This is a genomic window from Desulfogranum japonicum DSM 18378, from assembly GCF_000429945.1.
GTDB lineage: Bacteria > Desulfobacterota > Desulfobulbia > Desulfobulbales > Desulfobulbaceae > Desulfogranum > Desulfogranum japonicum.
This window is the reverse complement of the sequence record NZ_AUCV01000058.1, coordinates 1-20,420: the sequence shown is the minus strand read 5'-3', so window position 1 is coordinate 20,420 and position 20,420 is coordinate 1. Positions and strand designations below refer to the sequence as shown.

Below are 20,420 nucleotides of genomic sequence, written 5' to 3'. Positions count from 1 at the left end.
ATTTTTTTGCCTTTAGTGGCGGTCCAATACATGACGATGCACAAGCTCTCTGGTTGTCAGGATTTCCTCAACATCGGTGAGTTCTATGGTCCACCACCTGCAGTCTGTCTGCAGTAAAGCATCGACAATGGGTCCTAAAACAGACATGTCATGCGGTGCATAATGGGTATCGGTTTCGTATTCATATAGATGTACTTCTTCAAGCTTATGGCTGAACATCTCCACAATATGCGGAACTGTGAGTTCGCCGGCTTGCACACGCTCACAGGAAACCGCGTGACCTACATCCAAGGTGATGGAAGCTCCACTTTCCCCTGCCCACTGGATAACCGTTTCAGGATTACTTGTAGCGCCAAAGCGCAAGTTTTCCAGAGAGACTGTAACTCCTCTTGTAGCCCCATACTCAACCAAATTACTTAGGTTTTTCTGCACACGTTCATGGTTAAGGGCAATATCCGGAACAAGGCCCACATGTACGGTCACCACCTGTTCGCCATTGCCGATTATTGTATCCAGATAATGTTTGTGCAGTGCCAACGCTTTTTCAGCCTGTGATTGATCTGCGTCTCCTAGCTCGAATCCTGGGAAAAAAGCATGGTGACGGACTGGTATATTTTTGCCCAGATACGCTGCAAGATGTTTTGGAGTCTCCTCGAGCGCTTCACCGTTCGGAGTGTACTCCATGGCAAATCCATGTGATGCAAGCCAGTCAAAACGTGCTGGAAAAGCATGCCACTGGGTCGACGCAGCCAGAGTAATGTCACTGAAAGGATTAGTATATGCTGTTTGTGCCCCACGGGAATCAGAATCTGCCATGGAATTTCCTTTGTATATTGAGGGATAACCGCTGAACAAGAACTACCGCATAGTGCCCATTCAGCAATGAGCCCTATGGAGGTATATTTTCACCTCCGATGGTCATCTGTTGAGCATAACGCAGCCATGGGGACAAAAAATCATTTCTGGATGGGTACAACATACATTCCTGCTTAGGTACAGGAATTTTGAATTTGTGCATCAGCCACCAATATTTGCACAAAAACACCTATTCGTCAAATCGGAAATTTCAATTTAAAATACACAACAAATAACATATCGCGATACTAGTTTTACAAACCTGACATAAGTGTGCTACATTGTATCAGAAAAAACAGATTGAATTTTCCAACTCACAGCTACATACTCCCTTATGTACCCTAACACGCTCGGTCATAACCAGTCTGTATCATGCTATAAATAAAAGAGTTATCCACCTCTTGCCTATTTGCCATCCAGTTAAAACATACATGGAAGATCAACGTAAAAATCACAATCTCAGACAGTACATCAAAGATCTAGAATTTAACAACCTCATCCTGACCGCACAGCAGGAAGTTTCCCTAGACGCCATTTTAGTTGTGAACGAAAACTGGCAGATGGTTTCTTTTAACCAGCGGTTCGTCGAAATGTGGGATATTCCACACCACATTCTGGAAAATCGTGATGACAAGGCATCACTGGCAACGGTTCTCGATAAGCTAAGAAATCCGGAACAGTTTCTAGCCCGGGTGGAAGCACTGATGGCCAATCCAACGGAACAAAGCCATGACGAATTGGCACTCATTGATGGCCGCATATTTGACCGTTATTCAGCACCAATTTTTGACAAAAAAAACGATCTGCGAGGCAGGGTGTGGTTTTTCAGAGATGTTACAGAACTGCATAGGGCAAAACAGTTGCTCCACCAACAAAACTCTGAACTGGAAGAACGTGTGGCAAAACGGACTGATGATCTGGAACGGTTAAATCAGGAACTCAGGGAACGAGACAGAGAACTCCAGTTACAACAAAAAGAACTGGAAGCCAAAAACCTTGGTCTCACGACTCTTCTCCATTCAGTGGAGAAAGAAAAAAACAGACTGGAACAGCAAACAATAAGCAATTTCAGCGGTGCTCTGCTACCTATTCTGGAAATGTTGGCAGACACATCTCTATCCAGGCAACAGCGGCATATTTTAGATACGATTGAAACAGTGCTTGCCAACCTCACGTCCTCGATGAACCATAACCTCAGGCTGATGCAACACCCTCTCACAGCCACGGAAATGAAAGTGGCAAATGCCATCAGGGCAGGTAAAACCTCCAAGGAAATTGCAGTATTACTACGTTCCTCTGAACGAACCGTTGAAGGACATCGCCAGTCCATCCGGCGCAAACTGGGAATGGATAAAAAACAGAATTTAATGGTGACATTAATGGCACTTGAATAGACACCGCAGCTCAGCCCGTCATTCTTCACTTACAATTTAGCCCAACGAACAACATTACCTCAAAGAATCAAACAGCTAGCAAGTGGCAGGCAATAATCATCACCCACCAGCTAACAAATCTTTTCTGTATTTCCAAACAGTTGTGAACACAGAGAGACAGGCTGGTACTATTTTCCAGCCTGTGCATTTATTAAAACAGGCAGCATCAATAACAATATATTGCTCTTTTGTTCCAAGTAACCGGTTCCCCCAGGAATATTTGCAACAGTTGGGTTAAACATCTTACCATCTGGATCAAAGACGCCGCCATCCCAGTTAATGTATTCGTTGAAATCTGAATATCCGTCACCATCAGAATCCGATGTATGATTGGCTGTTTCAAGGTCATTAAAATAGTACCGTTCCCAATCATCATCGATACCATCCTGATCAATATCGTTTATACCATTTACATGTACTAAATATACTTCAGAATATTCTGAAAGTCCTGTAGCAGTGATACCTCGAACCCGGTAACTGGCCATAGAAGGTACGTCGCTGTCCACAAATGAGGTAACCCCACTCTGCCCTATTTCTGTGAACGAGGTTTCCTCGGACAATTTTCTTTCCACCATAAACCCAATATCTTGCAGGAGAGTGCTGTCCCAGTATAACTGCACTTGGTCACCGACAACAATACCGTTCAAATTATGGGGTTTAGGGGCAACAGGTACTTGAGGAGTTTGCACTGTCACCTTTGCAGGAGCCAAAGTGAGACGATTACCAAAGGGATCCAGTCCATACACCCATATAGTATAGATGTTATTGTACTCCAGCCCATCAATTACAATCGAGGTATCAGCAGTAATAGTGTAAAGACTTGGACTTGCCCCCGCAAAACCTAACCGGACTTCGTATGTAGAAAAAGCATTTCCCTGTCCAGGTATGACGGTTAAAACACAGGAATTCTCTGTCAGAATCTGACTGGAAGCACTTACCGTTAAACCATTAGTTACAGACAACGTCTGGCTCCCTGTTAAATCAAGCTGACGAGATTCCCCGACAGGGAAATAATTATCTGCTAAAGACGATACAATATAGTACGTGTACACATTCCCATATGCCGTAGTGGTGTCTTCTACCGTGCATATTCCCGTTGCGCAGATACCACCATTTTGAGAAGCAGACTCTATATCGACAAGTGCAATTTCTTCTCCTGAGCCGGAGGAATCCTGCCGCATCACGTGGTACAAACCACTTTCACTATTTGAAACAAAAGATACGGCAACCACCGGAGACGTACCATGTGTTACTTCCAGATCACTGATAGCTGGGCTCTGTATTGACTGCACGGTGATATCCCGAACCTGTGATACATACAACGAGCCATGGTATTCCGCTTCAATTTTCCATGAAAAATCAATACATGCTCCATCAAAAAGGTAATTGATCTGCATTGTATCTGTTTCCTGTACCTTGGTAAAACTTGAGGCTCCGTCTGTACTGAGATACAGCGAATAATGAATATCATCAGGTGAAGAAACACCGCTGACTGCCCAATTGAATCCAACACGACAATCTTCAGTGCCATCAGCTGGTACATTAAGCTGAGATTGCGGCGCAAATTGCTCATACGCAAACTGCAATAATTCTCCAAATACTGCAACACCATGGCTGAGGAGAACACTGCCACCTGAGGAGGTAATCTGAAATTCATACTCTCCGATGAATTGATTGACCACCTGTTCTACCTGTAATTGCCCTGATACCGTGGCAAATACTTGCCACTCGGCGGTACCTACCGGCCTGGCGCTGATTATAAAAGTACTTGTCGGTGAATACGTATCCACAGACCAACTGAAAACTAATGAATCTCCTACATTGATATTTGTCTTATCCACAGAAAAACTGATAACAGTTACAGGCTGGACAAGTTCAAATACAACAGTGTCATAGGAAACGTTGCCGGCAGTGTCATAGGCGGCCAGCATCACGGTAACGCTTTCTCCGACAGCGCCTGAGAGTGTAAAAGAATAACTGGTAACAGCGGAATCTGTGATCGTGGTAACGAGATTTTCAGTTGCTCCGGACTGAGTAACTATTTCAACCCTGTCAAGTTGACTGAGATTATCACTCACTTGCCAGTCTACAGTTATTTCCGTTCCAGGTGTTATCTCTCCCCCTGCACTGGTTATGCTGATTATTGGAGCGACAATGTCCTGTGAAAAATCCGCTAGAGCAAGGTATCTGTCCCAGCCAACGGCAACATATTGATTCTGGTTTATGTCAACCCGGTTTTCGTAGTTATATGTATCGCCAGTGCTCCTAAAGGGAATCACAAATTCATCATCGGTGGTAAGATCATATTTTACGACTACATTCTCCCCGCTATAATTACCTGATCCTGCACCTGCAGTAATGATTTTATCAGGAAGCACTGCGACTGCAGCCCATTGAGAAGGGACTTGATACGCTGTTAATGTTCCATCAGGAGCCACTATGGTATTAGAATACAATCCACCTCCAAGCCATTTGTAAAAGCAGCCTGCATTCTGTGCATCCGTGAAAACCATCTCAACATAGCCATCGCTATCTGCCAATTCGGCAATCATTTCACCACGGCTGAAATCTGGATACAATTCCCACAGCGTTCCGTCACTTGTTGATAAATATCCCTCGTTGGCAGTAACGGAGTATCCCAGATACATCTGGGGATCGATATATTCGGCGGCAGTTGGATATGTTGAGAGATTGTATTGAAAATTTCTTTCCAAAGACTTACTCAGATATGCAGCATGGACATCATCCCATCGACCATCAAAGGGAACGCCATTAGACCAGGTTGCCCACATCTGGCCATTAAAGCCATGTAGTTTAGGCTCTTCGATCTGAACGGGACCAGCTGTCGCGTTTAAGATATCCAGTAGGTAGGTGGTGTCCTGCCCTGTTGCCTCATTGCTTGCCAGAAGATTCAAACTGCCATTTTCATAAATGAGACTGAGCCTGTTTTCTGCTGTCACCAGAGGAAGGTAGTCCACGAACGAGACATCTCCTGTCACCAGGTTAATCAGTTGCAACCCAGCATGGTAATCATAAAATCCGGCAGAGTCTATCTGTCCCCCTGCTGCCGAAACAGCTACAGCCACATTGTTACCTATATATGCTAAAGAAGGATAGTAAGCGAAGGGGAAAGTGCTCCCCTCAACGGTAGAAAAACTCCCTATAGTGGCATCATTTTTATCCTCGACAATATTGCGAGAAAAGGTAGTAGTCTGACTGTTAAAATCAAGAAATTCCTGGGTTGCGATACTGTACGGGTCTCTACCAATAGAGCTCTTATATCGTACAAGAAGAATATCATCAGCCTCTGTCTGAACAGTCCTCAGCCAGAAAACATCATTCCACACCGAAGCCACGCTGAAAGATTGACTGTCAAAGGTAAATGCAATCTCCCCATTATCAACGAAGAGTCCTGTTGAACTGTTAAACGAATAGGTATGGCCATTCCCAAACAAAAACAGTGTGCTGTTCGATGAAAGCAGGGCTGTTTTATTCAACTCAGCATCAGTGGATCCAGCAGAGAAAGGCAAGGCATACTTTTCTACAACAAGACTGGCCGTATCCACCTCAATGAGGTATTCGCCACCTTGTTCAATGCAATAGATGGTATCAGACACAATCGCTGGTTGAACCACATCACATTCAACATTGCCGGCATTGTTGGTGACAGTCACAGCCTGTCCTCCGCCATAATTACCGGCAGTGAAAGTACGTTTGGTGATAGTACTGGCCGGAATATCTAACGACCAGATCTCGCCGGAAAGATAAGCATAGGTCCCGGTCTTTACCCAGGCAAAATCACCAGTACCCATGGATTCAACTTCAGAAAGGCTCCCATTCAGCATCGGAACCTCTTCATTTTCAACCACCTTGGGGATGACAAAGCTACCAGAGTCAAGATAGGTATAAGATAGAGTCTCTCTATGATCTTTAAGCAAGACATAGGGGATATCGTCTAAAAGATCAAATGCGACAACCTCAAGCGGGTTTTCGCACACCAGGATTTTAGCCGACAGGGTTTGGCTGAGAGGTGAATACACCACGTAGTAATAGTTTTGCTCAAAAATCTCCAGATCTTCAGCGACACCTGATTCTGTATTCTCAATATAATGGTATTCATGGCGTACTATAGCATGCACATTATTACCGCTATCAAGCTTTACAAATTCAACTGTCCGTTCCTGGGATTGCCTGATAGAACCTGCAGGAAAGGTAAATTCATCATCATACAGCGTAATTGCCGCATTAAAAGGAGCTGGTAGTTCCTGGTTATCCTGAATTTGAAAGCTGTTGGAAACGACCTTCTGGACATTATCAGAAGCATCGGTAATAGTCATTTCCAGCGTACAATTTTGACTGGCAAGACTATTATTATCCGGCAGTGTTACGGTCTCCGGGCTTGTCAAAGAAAGCCCGCCTGCATCATATTCATCAACCAGCTGTTCCATGCGTGCACCAGAGCGAAGCCATATTTCCCTGGCAACAACAGGCACTCCACCGCTCCAGCTCACATTCCAGCTGATATTCTGCCCCACGTTAAACACCGAATCAGCGGGTTGAATAGAAGCCGTGAGTTCTCCGGAAACAATGGAAAAAGTTGACGATGTAACCAGAGTCGTCTCATCATTCTCATCCCATAGCTGGAGCCGCATCTCAGCCGTATCCGTTACTTCAGCACCAGATGGAACCCATTCCAGCACACTGTTGTTTTTCACCTGTGAACCCTGCAGACAACCATCATCTGTAAAACTCCACACGCTGCTATTGTTTGTTCCATCGTACAGAAATACCCAACTGTCGCTACTGCTTTTTCTGAACTCGATGGTTCCTCTGACAATGCGGGTATCGTCTTCGGCCACCACAACAATCTGCAGGGCTTTTCCTGTACGCACCCAAAAATCAGCCGGTGCATAGTAAAGACTTTCATGCTCCCTGAGATCAAAGAGCGAGATAACCGGTCCTCCAGGATTGGTGTAACTAATGGCTATCTGCTGGCTATTATTGGCTGTATTGATATCATTTTCATTCCATGATTTAAAAGAGAATTGTACAATGCTCTCGCCTGCTACCAATACGTTATCATACTCAATACCATCCTGCGTGATCACTTCATTCTGGAATTGCACCGAGATATCAACAGTGGTTTCTTCACCAGGAGCCAGGGTTACACCTGTAGAACCACTACCAATGCGAAACGGAGTTTCGGTTCCCCCTTTGATATATGAAGATCCGATAGCCAGGGACCCGACAGATTCTGAACCATCATTCCTGACCGTTACTTGAAATAGCACGGAACTATCTGGCTTGATCTCTCCTACCCTGTTGACAGCAACAATAGCAGGATCCGGTCCTGTATTTTCAGTTGTGAATGACCAGACCGGGGAAGAAGGGTATGTGCCACCATAGGTATCAATATAGTGTCCCTGTTCTCTTGTAATTACCTGCCAATAATACGTTGTCCCTGGGAGCAGACGGTTTTGCCAGCTGTAAGGCAATGCCAGAGTCGTTTCATCTCGACGGTCAAGATCATTGATGGAAACAAGAGAATCCAAATTGTCAGGAGATGTACCAAATCGGACACCATAGTAGAGACTGTCGTTCTCCGGGTCTAAACCTCTCCAACGCAGTACCGGTTCCTTAGAAACATCAGTTGAGCCGTTTGCAGGCTCCTGATATGTAGAATCAATTGAAGGGGCATCGTTAATTTCTATGGTTGTTGAGACCGTATTACTCCAGTCGCTTGTCAACCCATCCTGATTGGTCGCCCGTATCCTGAAGTAATAGGTGTTTCCATCAGCCAGGTTACTGATCGGGCAACTGAGAGTTTCGTAGAGGTTTCCGCCCACCGCAGGATTACCAAGCATTTTTCTCGCAGGGTTGGCAAATGAGCTGGATGTGCCATATTGCAACTCATAGTTGGTTATTGTGTCCGTGTAGGTAGAATCCAAGACCTTGAGCCACCTGATGGTGACTGCATTAGATATGGAAGGGCTTCCCAGGGTAAAGAGCGATGGCTCGATGGGTGCTTCTTTCTCTTCCGTTATAGAATATCCTACCCGTATAGGTGTGGTATCAGCAGTGGCAGCAGTACCGCTATTGCGAATGGTGCGTAGAAAGAATTGTACTGTTGTGTGACTTTCAACATCGGGCAGGGTCAAGTCAGGGCTACTGCTGCGAATGGTAGAAATATATTTATCATAGATTTTATTCCAGGTTGCACCGCTATCATAGGAGTAATAGATCTGCGCCTGTTCAGTATTGGTATTCACCGTATAGCTTGCAGTAAAGGTATTACTCCCACCATTAAACTGTACTGACATCTGTCCTGATGGCTCCGTGCTCTCAGGCATGGTGGTAAAGGACCAGAGCGGTCCTAAGGTCTGTCCTGTAGGCCCAAGCGATACGACACGCCAATAATACTTTGTTCCAGGGGTAAGCTGAGATGGCTTATACTGTGGATAACCGGGCGTTGCCACATAATCACCTGCTGAAAAATTCGAATCTGTCCCCAGATAGACAACGTACGGGGGAGTGGAATTACCAGCCGGATAGACGCTACCCGTATTGGACCAGGTAAAGGTCACATCCCAGGGAACATTAGTCATGCCGCTTTCCGGAAATGGTGCATTAGCCATGGGTGGCTCTGCCGGCTCGGGTAAAACCTCAAAAACCTTGGAGCCAATGGCGCGCCAAACCCCATTCTGCATGATATTCACTCTAAGCACATAGGTACCCGCTGCCTTCAGGGAACCTACTGAGAGAGGAAAGCTGACAGTGCTGTCAGCAGGTAAGGTAAAGTTGCTCAGGTAGCGCGGTTCCCAAGTATCAGGGTTGTACAGATTAATAATATTGAGCCCATCAATACCAGGGTAAAATATACCCAGCGCTATCTGTTCAATATATTCACTGGATGTTCCACGGTTGCTGATATCGCAGCTTGCTTCAAACACCCTGGTTTTGACAGAGTCATCAGGATGGGCGTAGATATCCCCGGGAGTAAACCAGAGGTTTTCTGCAATCAAAGGCTCGTTACTGCTGCTGTTGCTGCCTGTTTTGAACTGCCAAACAGTTCCCAGGGTCTGGCCATAGCCATTTACAGCATCAATACGCCAGTAATAGACAGTGCTGGATGTCAGCCCGGAAACCGAATAACTGTTTTCACCAGGGACTGCGCCTTGCCGTTTCACCCATTGCGGCGTACTGCTGGTGCCAAAATAGATATTGTATGCAGTTGCTCCTTCTACTCCCTGCCAGGTAAGATCCGTATCAAGCCCCTGACCTTCAGCGCCGTCTGCGGGTACTGCTACCGTTACCTGATCCGGACTCCCCTGGGTACCCCCTTCAGTTCGAAAGCTCCAGGTATTGCCAATACTGCAGTTTGTGCCACTGTCTTTACAAGCATCAACCCGCCAGTAATACTTCGTAGCCTCAATAAGAGTACTCCCTAGAGCATAGCTGGTTGTTGTGTTATCATATACCAGCTCAGTAGCTGATAACTGACTGCTTTGGCCCAGGTAGAGTTTATATGATTCTGCTTGCGCAGAGGCTGTCCAGGAAAAGGTAGGAGATCGTGCTATGAATTGCGCGCCATCTGCAGGGGAAGGATTTGTTACATTCTCAGGTGGATAGGAAGAGGCGTCAAGCTCATAGCCCCTACCATTGGGAGCATTAGCGACTAAAGGATTAAAAGGATTACCGTTTGGGTCGAGCACATGGGCTCGCCAGTTTTGATATTCCCAGTAGTCTGAGTATTTGTCGTTATCATAGTCAGATGTAAGGGAGGCTGTGGTGAGGTTGGAGAAGTAGTAGTTTTCCCAGCTATCAGAGATGTGGTCAAAATCGGTGTCGGCTATAAATAAATCATCATTTTTTTTAGTTTCGAAAAGGATATTACCAGATTTGTCGTAAGTATACTTGATAGAAACAGAATAGCCAAAAGTATTATGAACGACTTCTTCCAACAACCTATCATTAGAGTCATATAAATTCGAGTTTAACGTAACAACACTGGATAGAGCTATATTCAAAGACAGCAACTCTACAATAAAAGCATATATCACAATTCGTTTTTTCATTATATATCCTAATGTTCTAACAATACCAAACTAAAAATCAATACCCTCTCTCGGCCATTCGACATGTTGACAGATTACTTGTGTCATCCACAAAAATACCGAATAGCCCACAGACAAATCCGCCAGCAGCTTTATTTAGCGTTTTAACATCATCATTCGACGGAGTAGTATACGATCCAGTTAAACCACTAACACTAATAGTTGTCTTCGTTGTCCCAGAATCAAAATCATAATCAATTCCGGCAGCAACTCCACCTCCGGCAGATCCCCCAACTTGAACAGATCCCAAAGGCCCTAAAGGAATATCTTCTGTTACAATTTCAACGGCATTAACTTGAGCAGAAATATAACCCCCCCCCTGAGAACCATCTACGTTTATACCAGCAGCGACTTCAGCACTGCCAATATTACTATCAATATAATCAGTATCATAACCAATTACAGCTCCATTTAATTTCCCACCAATATCATATTCTGTAGATTCAATATCAAGCAACCTATAATCTAATTTAAAATTTTCATCATACATATGATATTTTTTAACTATTTCATCAATCTTCTCTTTTGCATGCTCTCTTACTTTTTTATGTCTAGACTCATCTTTATAAATTTTTAGATATTTAACAATATTTTTTGAATCTTTAACTATTTGATCAGAAAAACTCATTATATTTTCTAAAGTTTTTCCACTAGGATCAATCGCTACCATAGGATTATTATTAACATATGCATACATATTCAAACTTTGTGGTAAACCAACGTGTCCTGAAACCGGATCCAAACTCATAAATTTGTTTATTTCTTTCAGATAATATCTCGCTCTCATATACAAAAGCCCATTTTCATCATCCATAACGCCTTCACGTCCTACATACCGAAAAGGATTATGATTTATGGCCAGACAAGAAGTCTCCCCATATGCGGAATAGGCGTATTTATCAGTCACGGTTTCGTTATCATCAGTCAAGGCAAGGGTATGCCCTGTAGGATCGAAATGATAGGTCCGGACACTGTCATCTGCTCCAATCTGGGTAAGCAATCCATGACCATAAATGTAGTAGTATTGGATGACATTACTATCATCTGCTTCTGCTAACACCTTGGTCAAACCGCGATTTGGATCAAGTACATAGCGCATGGTATTGCCATGTGCGGTTCGGGAAATACGCTCTCCATTACCGTTATACGTCATCGACTCTGTACCGTACTGGTTAGTGATACTGGTAATTAAATCAAGATGATTGTAAGTATATGTGGTGTCCTGACCGTTGCACGTTTCAGCAATCAACCGGCCAGGTGTATCATGGGTATATTCTGTTTGATCCTTGGTAAGAATCCTGTTGGCAGTATCATAGGTAAACTGTGAGGTCCGTGACATTAACTGCGGCAAGAGGGGTAATTCCGTATCCACCTCTATGGGGTTGCCATTGTTGTCACGGGTAAAGGTGTGGCTGGAAATAACAGAACCATCTGCGTGCAGATTTTTGTAGCTTTTTAAAAATCCCGATTCTAAATACTTCAGCTCTGTTTTTGTACCATTCCTATGGATGATGCTGTTAATTGCTCCAGCTCCATTGTAGTCATAGGTAGTGACTCCACTCAACCAGTCAGTTACCGTATGCATCCTCTCTCCCTCATCATAGGTGTAAGAGACGACTTTATTTCCCGGGTAGGTTACAGAGGTAATATTGCCAACACCATCATATGTATACCTAACTTGCTGACCGAAACTATCCACAATAGTGGCCAGACGGTTGAGTTCGTCATAGGTGTAGGTTGTGGTGCCAGAACTGTCACTCATTGAAATGCGATTCCCATTTTCATCGTAATCATACAAAATGGTCTCAACGGTGACATTGGCAGCATCCTTATACAGCACCTCTTTCAGTCGATTGAGATTGTCGTAATCCCGCTTAATGCTCGTACCATCTGGAAAGGTAGACCGATTAATCAAACCGTTTCGATAATAGTTATATTCCCACTGATGCCCTTCAGGATTCTCCATGAGAACAACCCGGTTCAGAGCATCATATTGGTAGGTCGTGGTATTCCCGTTAGGATCTGTTACTGTGGAGAGGTTGCCGTTGCGATCATAGGTTGCCGTAGTTTCATTCCCTTCACCATCAACGACGGACACAAGCCGACCTACGGCATCATAGCTATAAGTTGTAGCGTTGCCGTTGGCATCTATGCGCTTATTGATCCTGCCGTTAATGTCATACTCATATTGCGTCACATGTCCAACATGATCTCGCTTGCGTATCAGACGGTTCAGGTCGTCATAGACCATTCTTGTCTTGGTATCTGCCCTGTTTGGTCCGGTCATGGACGTCATGTTACCAACAGCGTCATATTCATAGGCACGTCGCACTCCAGCACCGTCAACGGTTTCAATTCGCCTCCCTCTCTCATCGTAAGTGTAGGTGGTGGTATGTCCTTTAGCATTAGTCAGACTAACTAACCTGCCCAATGCATCATAGGAATTGATGGTAGTATATGGAGTTGCATCCACAGTAACCGTAGTTGTGATCAGGCGATCGGCTGCATCATACCCATAGGTCGTAGTGTTACCTCTTTTATCGGTTCTGGTAATAAGGTTAGAATTCCCATCATAGGTCATGAATGTATAATTATTTCTCTGATCGGTAGTACGAGTGACATTGCCAAGATCATCATAGTTGTAACTAGTGGTGTTACCTCGTCTGTCTGTGCGGGTTGCAACCCTGCCCAACTGATCATATGTCGAACTCGCGGCAAAACCAGCAGCATCTGTAACGGACGAGAGGTTTCCATCCGCATCATACGCAAATGCAGTTATATTCCCCTCCGCATCAGTGTTGGATTGCAGCAACGTCTTGTTTTCAGGCAAATACGAGCTCAACGACTCATGGCCAAGGGCATTAACGACTCGAGTAGGATTCCCAGCATCATCATATTCAAAACTGATGGTCCCCTCAGCAAGATCAGTGACAGATGTTAACTGGCTGAGATTAACCTGCCCATTGCCGGTATCATTTTCCGTCTCCCACATCATGACCATTTTTTTCTGAAGAGCTGTTGGTTCCTGGCGCTGCATATTATCAAGAACCGTACTGATCAAACCTCGTCCATTGCTGTCATAGGTAGCTTCAACGGTCTGACCCAAACGATTCTTCACTTCTGTGGCTAGTTGTTTGGTAGCAACATTTTGGGCTTCAACGACAACTGGATACGTATACGATGTCACCTTTTCAGCCAGGGATGCTTGCCAGTCAAAATAGTCTATCTTTTCCGTTACCTGAGACCTGGCAGTGTCGAGTTTAAAGCCAAGGGAACTTCGTGGGATTGGCATAACAACCACTGTGCCTTCTGCACCATCCAGTTTGGCGTAGACAAATTTGGTTATATATCCGAGTGCGTCTTCAAGAGTGGAAACCCGATCTTTTGAATCATACACCAGCGTCATAGGATCGTTTCCACGAGGGTCGGTAATACCGGTTAAGAGCTTTCTCTCATAAGGGGTGCTTGCCCCAGTGTTGTAGTGATATGCAGTTGTGTTTCCGTTGAGATTACGAAAGGAAATGAGATTACCTTCAGCATCATACCTATAGCTGACATACCGATCAGTGAAATCGCGGACCTCGGTGAGCAAGCCATCTGTGTAAGTGAAGGTAATGGTACGGTCGTTGGTGTCTGTAACACTGGTGAGTTCAGAACCTGTATAGTTCAATGCCAGGGTATTTCCTGCGCGATCCTTAATGGCAAGAAGACGGCAATCGCCATAACTGTCGGGAGAATCGTATTCAAAAACAATCTGCCCTGTGGTATAAAGGGTGAAAGACCCATCCCCATGTTCAACCAATTTGTCGAAATTTCCGGCATTCAGCGTGTACCAGGCGCCATCGTCATCCTTAAAATATTGGGCTACTGCCCCTCCCTCTTTCCTGACCTGCACTTCCCTGGCACCCTTGTCAACCCCACTGAGATTGGTAATGACTTTCTGCTCCACATTAAACAGCCATCTTCGCCCTTCAGATTCCCAGCCAGAGGGAAAGGAGTCGTAACTTCTGGATAATGAAAACCCCAGACCTTTGCCACCAATGGTCATATCGGTTGCTTCCAGGTGCAGGTTTCCGTTGGCCACGTTGACATTACGCACAAGGGTTCCGTTGCTCCCCCCTTCCTGGGGTCGGTCGATCACCAAATTAAGTTTCTTATAGGCCAACCTGTTATTCTGATCTGCAACCTGGAGCACAACGGCAGTTAAACCTGAATCAAGCCTGTTGGTGCCCAGAGTGTCGGTGGCATTTTGACTGCTTGAAAAGAGGAGATCGCCCTCCCCGTCAATGAAAGTGTGGCTTTGGTACCATTTGTAGACATAACCAGGTGTTCCACCTGTGGCACCTCCGACAAAATCGACGTCAATATCTTTGCCAGTTACAGGAAATGTCTGGTTAGGAGTAGACGCGCTGACCTGCAGGCTTGACTGCAGACTCACAGTAACGGCGTCACTCTGTTTCAGGCTACTGTCCCGCATCACAGCAGCTATGCGTAGCGAATGGGTCCCTGTGGCCGGCAAAACTTGACTCCACTGGGTTATCGGGGTTCCAGACGGAGTTTGCCACAACAGGTAAGAGAGAGCAAAATCATAGGTCATTGGATGAAAAGCTGTTCTCGCCTGGGCCTTCATCGCTCCGTCCACCATGAGATACGCCTTGCCTGCAACCATATTGGAAAGCTCAAGCGTTGGAGGAATGGAATAGGCTCCAAGGAGTACGAAATCACCACCAACCGTTTTGCCGTTTAAATACCCCAGGTCAATACTATCCAGACTGGTTCCGCTGATTCCTCCAAATCCTTTCAGAAAGACCTCGCCCGTACCAAAACGTTGATTATTACTGGGCACCTCTACTGTTACATATAAAGGGCCAGCCGCCAATGGCTTGAAGGCTACCTGAAAACTGCACTGGCTGTGAGAATTCAAACTGGTTAAGGAGCAGGTATCGTTACTCAACACATAGTGGCTATAACTCCCTGTCATCGAGACCTGACCCAAGGTTATGGCATCATCCAGGGGATTATACACCTGCACTGTATAGGCAGGGGTTGTTGCCCCTGAGGCGGTTGGACCAAAATCAATGGCTTCCGGTTGAATAACTGCTGCTACACTGACACTTGCAAAGATCGAACAGGCCAAGAATATGCAGGCCACAAATAGCAAGTAAGGGCAGGAAAAGAATTCTTTTCTCATAGGTGTCTAGTTTACCTCTATCACTGTTAAAAATGACTGGGATACAACTGATCATCGTGACGTATAACATGATGATATAGGCTTCACCTATCTGAGACAACGCGGAATTATTACGTATTTAATACGTGCAAAAAACGCGTACCAACTTCATTTTATGCAACTATTCAATTAATATTGTTAAGAAAAACAAAGTTGCCAAACACCAATCACAAGCTAATGAATGAAAAAAGACGAGAATCTAATTGAAGAAGACAGAAGAGATAAAGAGCAATTTCTTCGAATGATGAAAGACCGGAAGGCTATTACACTGTTCAAGATATGAAAACATTAAGGGTCACGAAAAAAAATACCTTATCCAATCTTGCTTATCTCTCAACTAGGTAATGTCATCGCGTCAACGTTTCCATGTCGGCCGTATTGAGTCTTTGACGCGACGACATTACCAAACCGATACCCTACGCAATTTTTGGATATGTATTATTTTCCGCGACCCTAAAAAAAATACCGCACACGTAATTCCACTTTATTCTGGTTCAATTTTTCACCGTACTCGGTGGAACTCCTGCCTTGTAACAGCGAGAAACGTAGCCGGATTTCCCAGTTTGTCAATCCTGTATACAAAATCTCAGGTGTGATGGAGTAACTTTGGTCGTTCAGGTTATATATGGTGGTAAGGGCTGGAGTAAAATAGAGAATATCCCATGGCTCTTTAAGTGAAAACCTGGCATAGAGATAATCCCTGCCAAGATAGGGTTTCGTATAGCCCTGCTGCCCAAGCTTTTGGGCCTTTTGCAGTAGGGTATCCTGGCCAGACTGAGCGTATTGAATTGCCCCCTGACTGACAAGGGAATAAAATTCTTCCAGCTCGTCATCACTGTAACCGGTTCCATTATGATAATACTCCAGTATGGATGTCAGGTTGAATTCGGTAAGATGACGAATTCCGAGAAGCAGAGAATGTTCTGAATCTTTTTCCCTGTATGAGTTCCCCTCTTCTCCCAGGTACACCTTCTCAAAATTTGGGAAAAAAGCATACTCACCGTGCACTTCAAAACTGGGGGTGATATTGCGTGATACGTCAAAGCCAAACCTGGTAGAACGCGCATTACCTGTGTACAGTATGAAGTCCAGGTCCGTATCCAGATATAGCAGATAGAGCCTGGCAGCCAGATTCATATTGTTGGCCTGGCCGAAATCATCGTTAACGTCTTCGGTTACCGGCAGTAGGACTGTGGTAAGGGCCAAGTTCTGGAGGTTTCCGCTGAAACTTTTGATAAACTCGGTTTCTGCTGTAATATACCCTTCCAGAGCTTCATCGGGGTTATTCGGATCTTTAGATCTATTGATAAACCCCACAGGATTCCAGGCATATCCCTTGCCCCATTTATATGATTTCTTTCCCAGGGATCCACTTCCATTGGCACTGGACTTGAAGGTGACATATGCCTCAAAGGCATCCACAGTATCCAGCCACTCATCATCCTGCCAAGTTTCCGATCCCTGGAGCAGCCAATACAGGGAGAGCTTTTCCCTGGTATAGGAACCGTTCAATTGGAGCAGCGCTCCCAGACGATCCAGGGTATTGCCGGGATCATCATCCAAGCCTAACCAGGAAATGGCTCCCTGTTCATTACGATTGATATGTTCCCATTTGGCTTCCACATATCCGCCAGCCTGCAACGCCTTTTTCTCAAATTCCTCCACGTCAAAACTGAACTCATCATCTGCCGAAACACCAGAGCACGTGAGCAGAATCATGAGCGTGGCCATCCAAACGTCCAGTGACCATCCTCTGAGCAAACGCTGCAATAACGTCATTGACGCAGCTCATCAACCTTTGACATGTAATTCAGGGTAAACACCTCGTCCGCCAGTTCCCGCTCCTGCATTTTAGCAAACAACATCACAGATTTATAGCCTTTATACAACGGACTGTCAGTCTCCAGCATGGAAGGCCTGACCATTCCATTGCCAAAATCCTTTATCTTGCTGTAATGCAATGTTTTAATCAGCATGCCACTTGCTGCATAGCACTCGATATCCAGAGGCAGCAGACTCTTGGCATCAACGGTCATCTTAAGATGATCATAGGCCACAGAGCCATTTTTTGCCTTCAGTTCCAGCACATACTGTTCTCCCTCCTCGTTCATACCCAGGGCATCATACTCGGCACTGAAATCAAGCCGCAAAATATCGGAATTATTAAACACGCCTCCAACCACTGACTGGAGACTGGTAATGCGCAGCGGTTTCCCCACGTTGGGAATATAGAGCCACATGTTTTCTCCCAAACGCAGAGTTGCGCGGCCTTTCTCAGAGGCAGGTGAAATAAACAGGGCCACCATCTTGTCCTGTCCTTTTTTTACAGTATAGAGGACAAACTCTTTAGACGTGCCATCGGGTTCCACATTAATGAGCTTGCGGTACATTTCATAGGATCTGGGCTGCATTCTTGCATCCACCTGTTGCAATATCTCGTTCGGCTCCATGGCTACAGCGATCCCGGCATATACCAGCAAAAAATACGCTGTACTCATAAGCAGAATTTGAATTCTTTTCATTTTCTTCTCCTTATCGACTCTTCATCCAGAAACGACACCTTCAATACCATTTCCAGATGAGTACAAGATTATACATGGCGCAACGCATCAATAGGGTCCATCTTCGAGGCTTTCCAGGCAGGCTGCAGGCTGCCGATAACAGCAATGCCAATTACAATCCCTGCAATCATCAGCAGGTCGCCCATCTGTATGGAAGGCTCCAGTATCAGTCCTTGCTGCCTGCCGAAGTCAAAGCTGATCTTGACCAGATTCATTGCCCAGATACACAGCAAACTCACCAGTATACCGATCAGGGTGCCAAACACTCCTAGCAATAAACCTTCAGTGAGAAAAAGCCAGAGGATTCTCCCCGGACTGGTGCCAATGGCAGCTATGGTACCGATTTCGTTGATACGCTCATACACAGCCATGACCATGACGTTCATGATGGAGACCAGCACAATGGCAACCAGCATAATCTTGATGAACAAGGTCATTAAATCGATCATACGGGCTATATTGGAGAAAGGAGAAAGTTTTTCCCAGGTGTGCACCTCAAACACAGGTTGGTCCTTTTTATTCCTGATTCCACCAAGGCTTGCCTTGAGTTGCGCAAACACTTGATCAAGCGAATCCATATCTTTCAGGCGTACGGCAATTTCGCTGATTTCCTTATTTTCCATGCGCAGCAAGGTTCTGGCATCGTCAAGGTGAATAAACCCGTCTCTACCGCCTGGCCCGGATATACCTTCCAATATTCCCCTCACGGTGAACGCCTGACCGTTGACAGACCCATCTTTGTTGGTAGCCACCAGGACAATGCCGTCACCCACCTTTACTTTCATTCCCTTAGCTATGAGTTCCGGAACCAGAATATCTCCTTTTTTGAGCAAGCCTTCTTTGTCCCCTTGAATAATCCGATCCTGAAGTAGAGGCGCTGTCCGCATTTCTAATTCAGGCTTTACGGCATTGAGCCTAATATTAGTGGTTTCAGTATAGTTACTGAACATGGCACCAAGTTTGATTCTGGGTGAGTACGCTTCGACATTGGGGTTGTCATCAAGCAACTCCTTTACCTTGGCAACCTGTTTCGGGTTAAGATTGCGATTGAGCGGGAGACTGTCTATGGAAGAGACATATCCTTTGCGGTGTATCTGCAGGTGACCAAGCATGGAATCTGTTACCTGGCCGATCATCATTGCCTTGAAAGAACCGGAAACCGATATAAAGAGCACCACAGCCACCACCCCCAGAGTGATAAGCATGGAGGTTAGCAGAGTTCTGCGTTTGTAACGCCTAAGGTTTCTGGCAGCGATTTTGATAATATTAAACATTGCCAGCCTCCTTATTGTCTCTGGTCACAACCTTGCCGTCTTCCAGAGTGAAAACGGTCTCAGCATTGGCCACAATTTTGGGATCATGGGTGGAAAAAACAAAGGTTGTTCCGAAATCATCCCGCATCTGCTTCATCAAACCGATAATCTTCAGGGCGGTCTCCCGATCCAAATTAGCCGTAGGCTCATCGGCCAGCACGAGTTTTGCATGTGTCACAAGGGCTCTAGCCACAGCAACCCGCTGCTTCTGGCCGCCTGAAATCTGGTGTGGATACTTCCTGGCCTGTTCAGCCATCCCCACTGCAGCCAACATTTTTTCAACCTGTGGCCTGCGTCTGGATGCTGGCCATTCCTGCACCATCTGTAATGGGTATTCAATATTCTCAAAAACTGTGAGAACAGGTATAAGATTGAAATCCTGGAAGATAAAACCAATATTCTCGCCCCTGAATCGTGCAGCTTCACGACGATCCAGACGGTTTACTTCCCGACCTGCCACCTCAAGCCGGCCACTCGTAGGCTTATCAAGACACCCGATCATATTCAGCAAAGTACTCTTACCGCTCCCTGAAGGACCGACAAAAGAGACAAAAGAAGCTTCCTGAATCACGAAATCCACTCCCCTGATGGCTTTGACCGGAACATCTCCTGAACAATACGTTTTTTGCAGATTCGCAGCTGTTACAAGTGTCATATACGCTCCACCTGGATGAGTACCTGGCCATAGATGAAAATGTCGATGCAAAACAGGTCAACGATGCCTCCAAAGCACACTCAAAAATTCCCACAGGCATAGAATTGATAGCTGAAGTTTCCTGAAAATTGTGCGGCAAGGTTAAAAGCTAAACCGTAAACATGGGAAACGTTTTTATATGAGAATGACTATTAAAAAGCGGTTCATTTTCTGTGCCTATCTTGAGTCGGAAATATAAATATATTACGCAATATCAACA

The 20,420-nt window shown here is 45.2% G+C and carries 9 protein-coding genes; 2 read left to right on the top strand and 7 right to left on the bottom strand.

The genetic code is table 11. The annotated features are described in order from the left end of the window. Positions 1-12: 12 nt before the first annotated feature. Positions 13-816: a TIM barrel protein gene (locus G493_RS0120010; RefSeq protein ID WP_028581817.1), complete on the bottom strand. Its 804-nt coding sequence runs from the start codon at positions 814-816 to the stop codon at positions 13-15. Between the two features lie 470 nt (positions 817-1,286). Here G493_RS0120010 and G493_RS0120000 point away from each other — a divergent pair, with 470 nt between their 5' ends. Beyond that, positions 1,287-2,249, top strand: coding sequence for a PAS and helix-turn-helix domain-containing protein (locus tag G493_RS0120000; protein ID WP_028581816.1), 963 nt, complete (start codon positions 1,287-1,289; stop codon positions 2,247-2,249). 167 nt (positions 2,250-2,416) lie between these two features. Here the strand turns inward: G493_RS0120000 and G493_RS0119995 are convergent, their stop codons facing one another. The 6 genes from G493_RS0119995 to G493_RS0119965 form a co-directional block, all read right to left on the bottom strand. Beyond that, a complete protein-coding gene (locus G493_RS0119995) occupies positions 2,417-10,363 on the bottom strand; it encodes a fibronectin type III domain-containing protein (protein WP_028581815.1) in 7,947 nt (2,648 codons plus the stop codon). Positions 10,364-10,400: 37 nt separating this feature from the next. Beyond that, positions 10,401-15,539, bottom strand: coding sequence for an RHS repeat-associated core domain-containing protein (locus G493_RS0119990; protein ID WP_205623728.1), 5,139 nt, complete (start codon positions 15,537-15,539; stop codon positions 10,401-10,403). Positions 15,540-16,085: 546 nt separating this feature from the next. Beyond that, positions 16,086-17,411: a hypothetical protein gene (locus G493_RS0119980; protein ID WP_035275345.1), complete on the bottom strand. Its 1,326-nt coding sequence runs from the start codon at positions 17,409-17,411 to the stop codon at positions 16,086-16,088. Beyond that, positions 17,408-18,130, bottom strand: coding sequence for an outer membrane lipoprotein-sorting protein (locus G493_RS0119975; RefSeq protein WP_408608818.1), 723 nt, complete (start codon positions 18,128-18,130; stop codon positions 17,408-17,410). Before G493_RS0119975 ends, G493_RS0119980 begins: the two co-directional genes overlap by 4 nt. Positions 18,131-18,222: 92 nt before the next feature. Beyond that, entirely contained in the window at positions 18,223-19,467 is a 1,245-nt protein-coding gene (locus G493_RS0119970) for an ABC transporter permease (RefSeq protein ID WP_028581811.1), read from the bottom strand. Further along, positions 19,460-20,161, bottom strand: coding sequence for an ABC transporter ATP-binding protein (locus tag G493_RS0119965; protein WP_028581810.1), 702 nt, complete (start codon positions 20,159-20,161; stop codon positions 19,460-19,462). Before G493_RS0119965 ends, G493_RS0119970 begins: the two co-directional genes overlap by 8 nt. On the opposite strand from G493_RS0119965, the gene G493_RS34675 reads away from it, so the two are divergent. Beyond that, a complete protein-coding gene (locus G493_RS34675) occupies positions 20,155-20,286 on the top strand; it encodes a hypothetical protein (protein ID WP_269746329.1) in 132 nt (43 codons plus the stop codon). The two genes, G493_RS0119965 and G493_RS34675, sit on opposite strands and share 7 nt — an antisense overlap. The last annotated feature ends 134 nt before the right edge of the window (positions 20,287-20,420 follow it).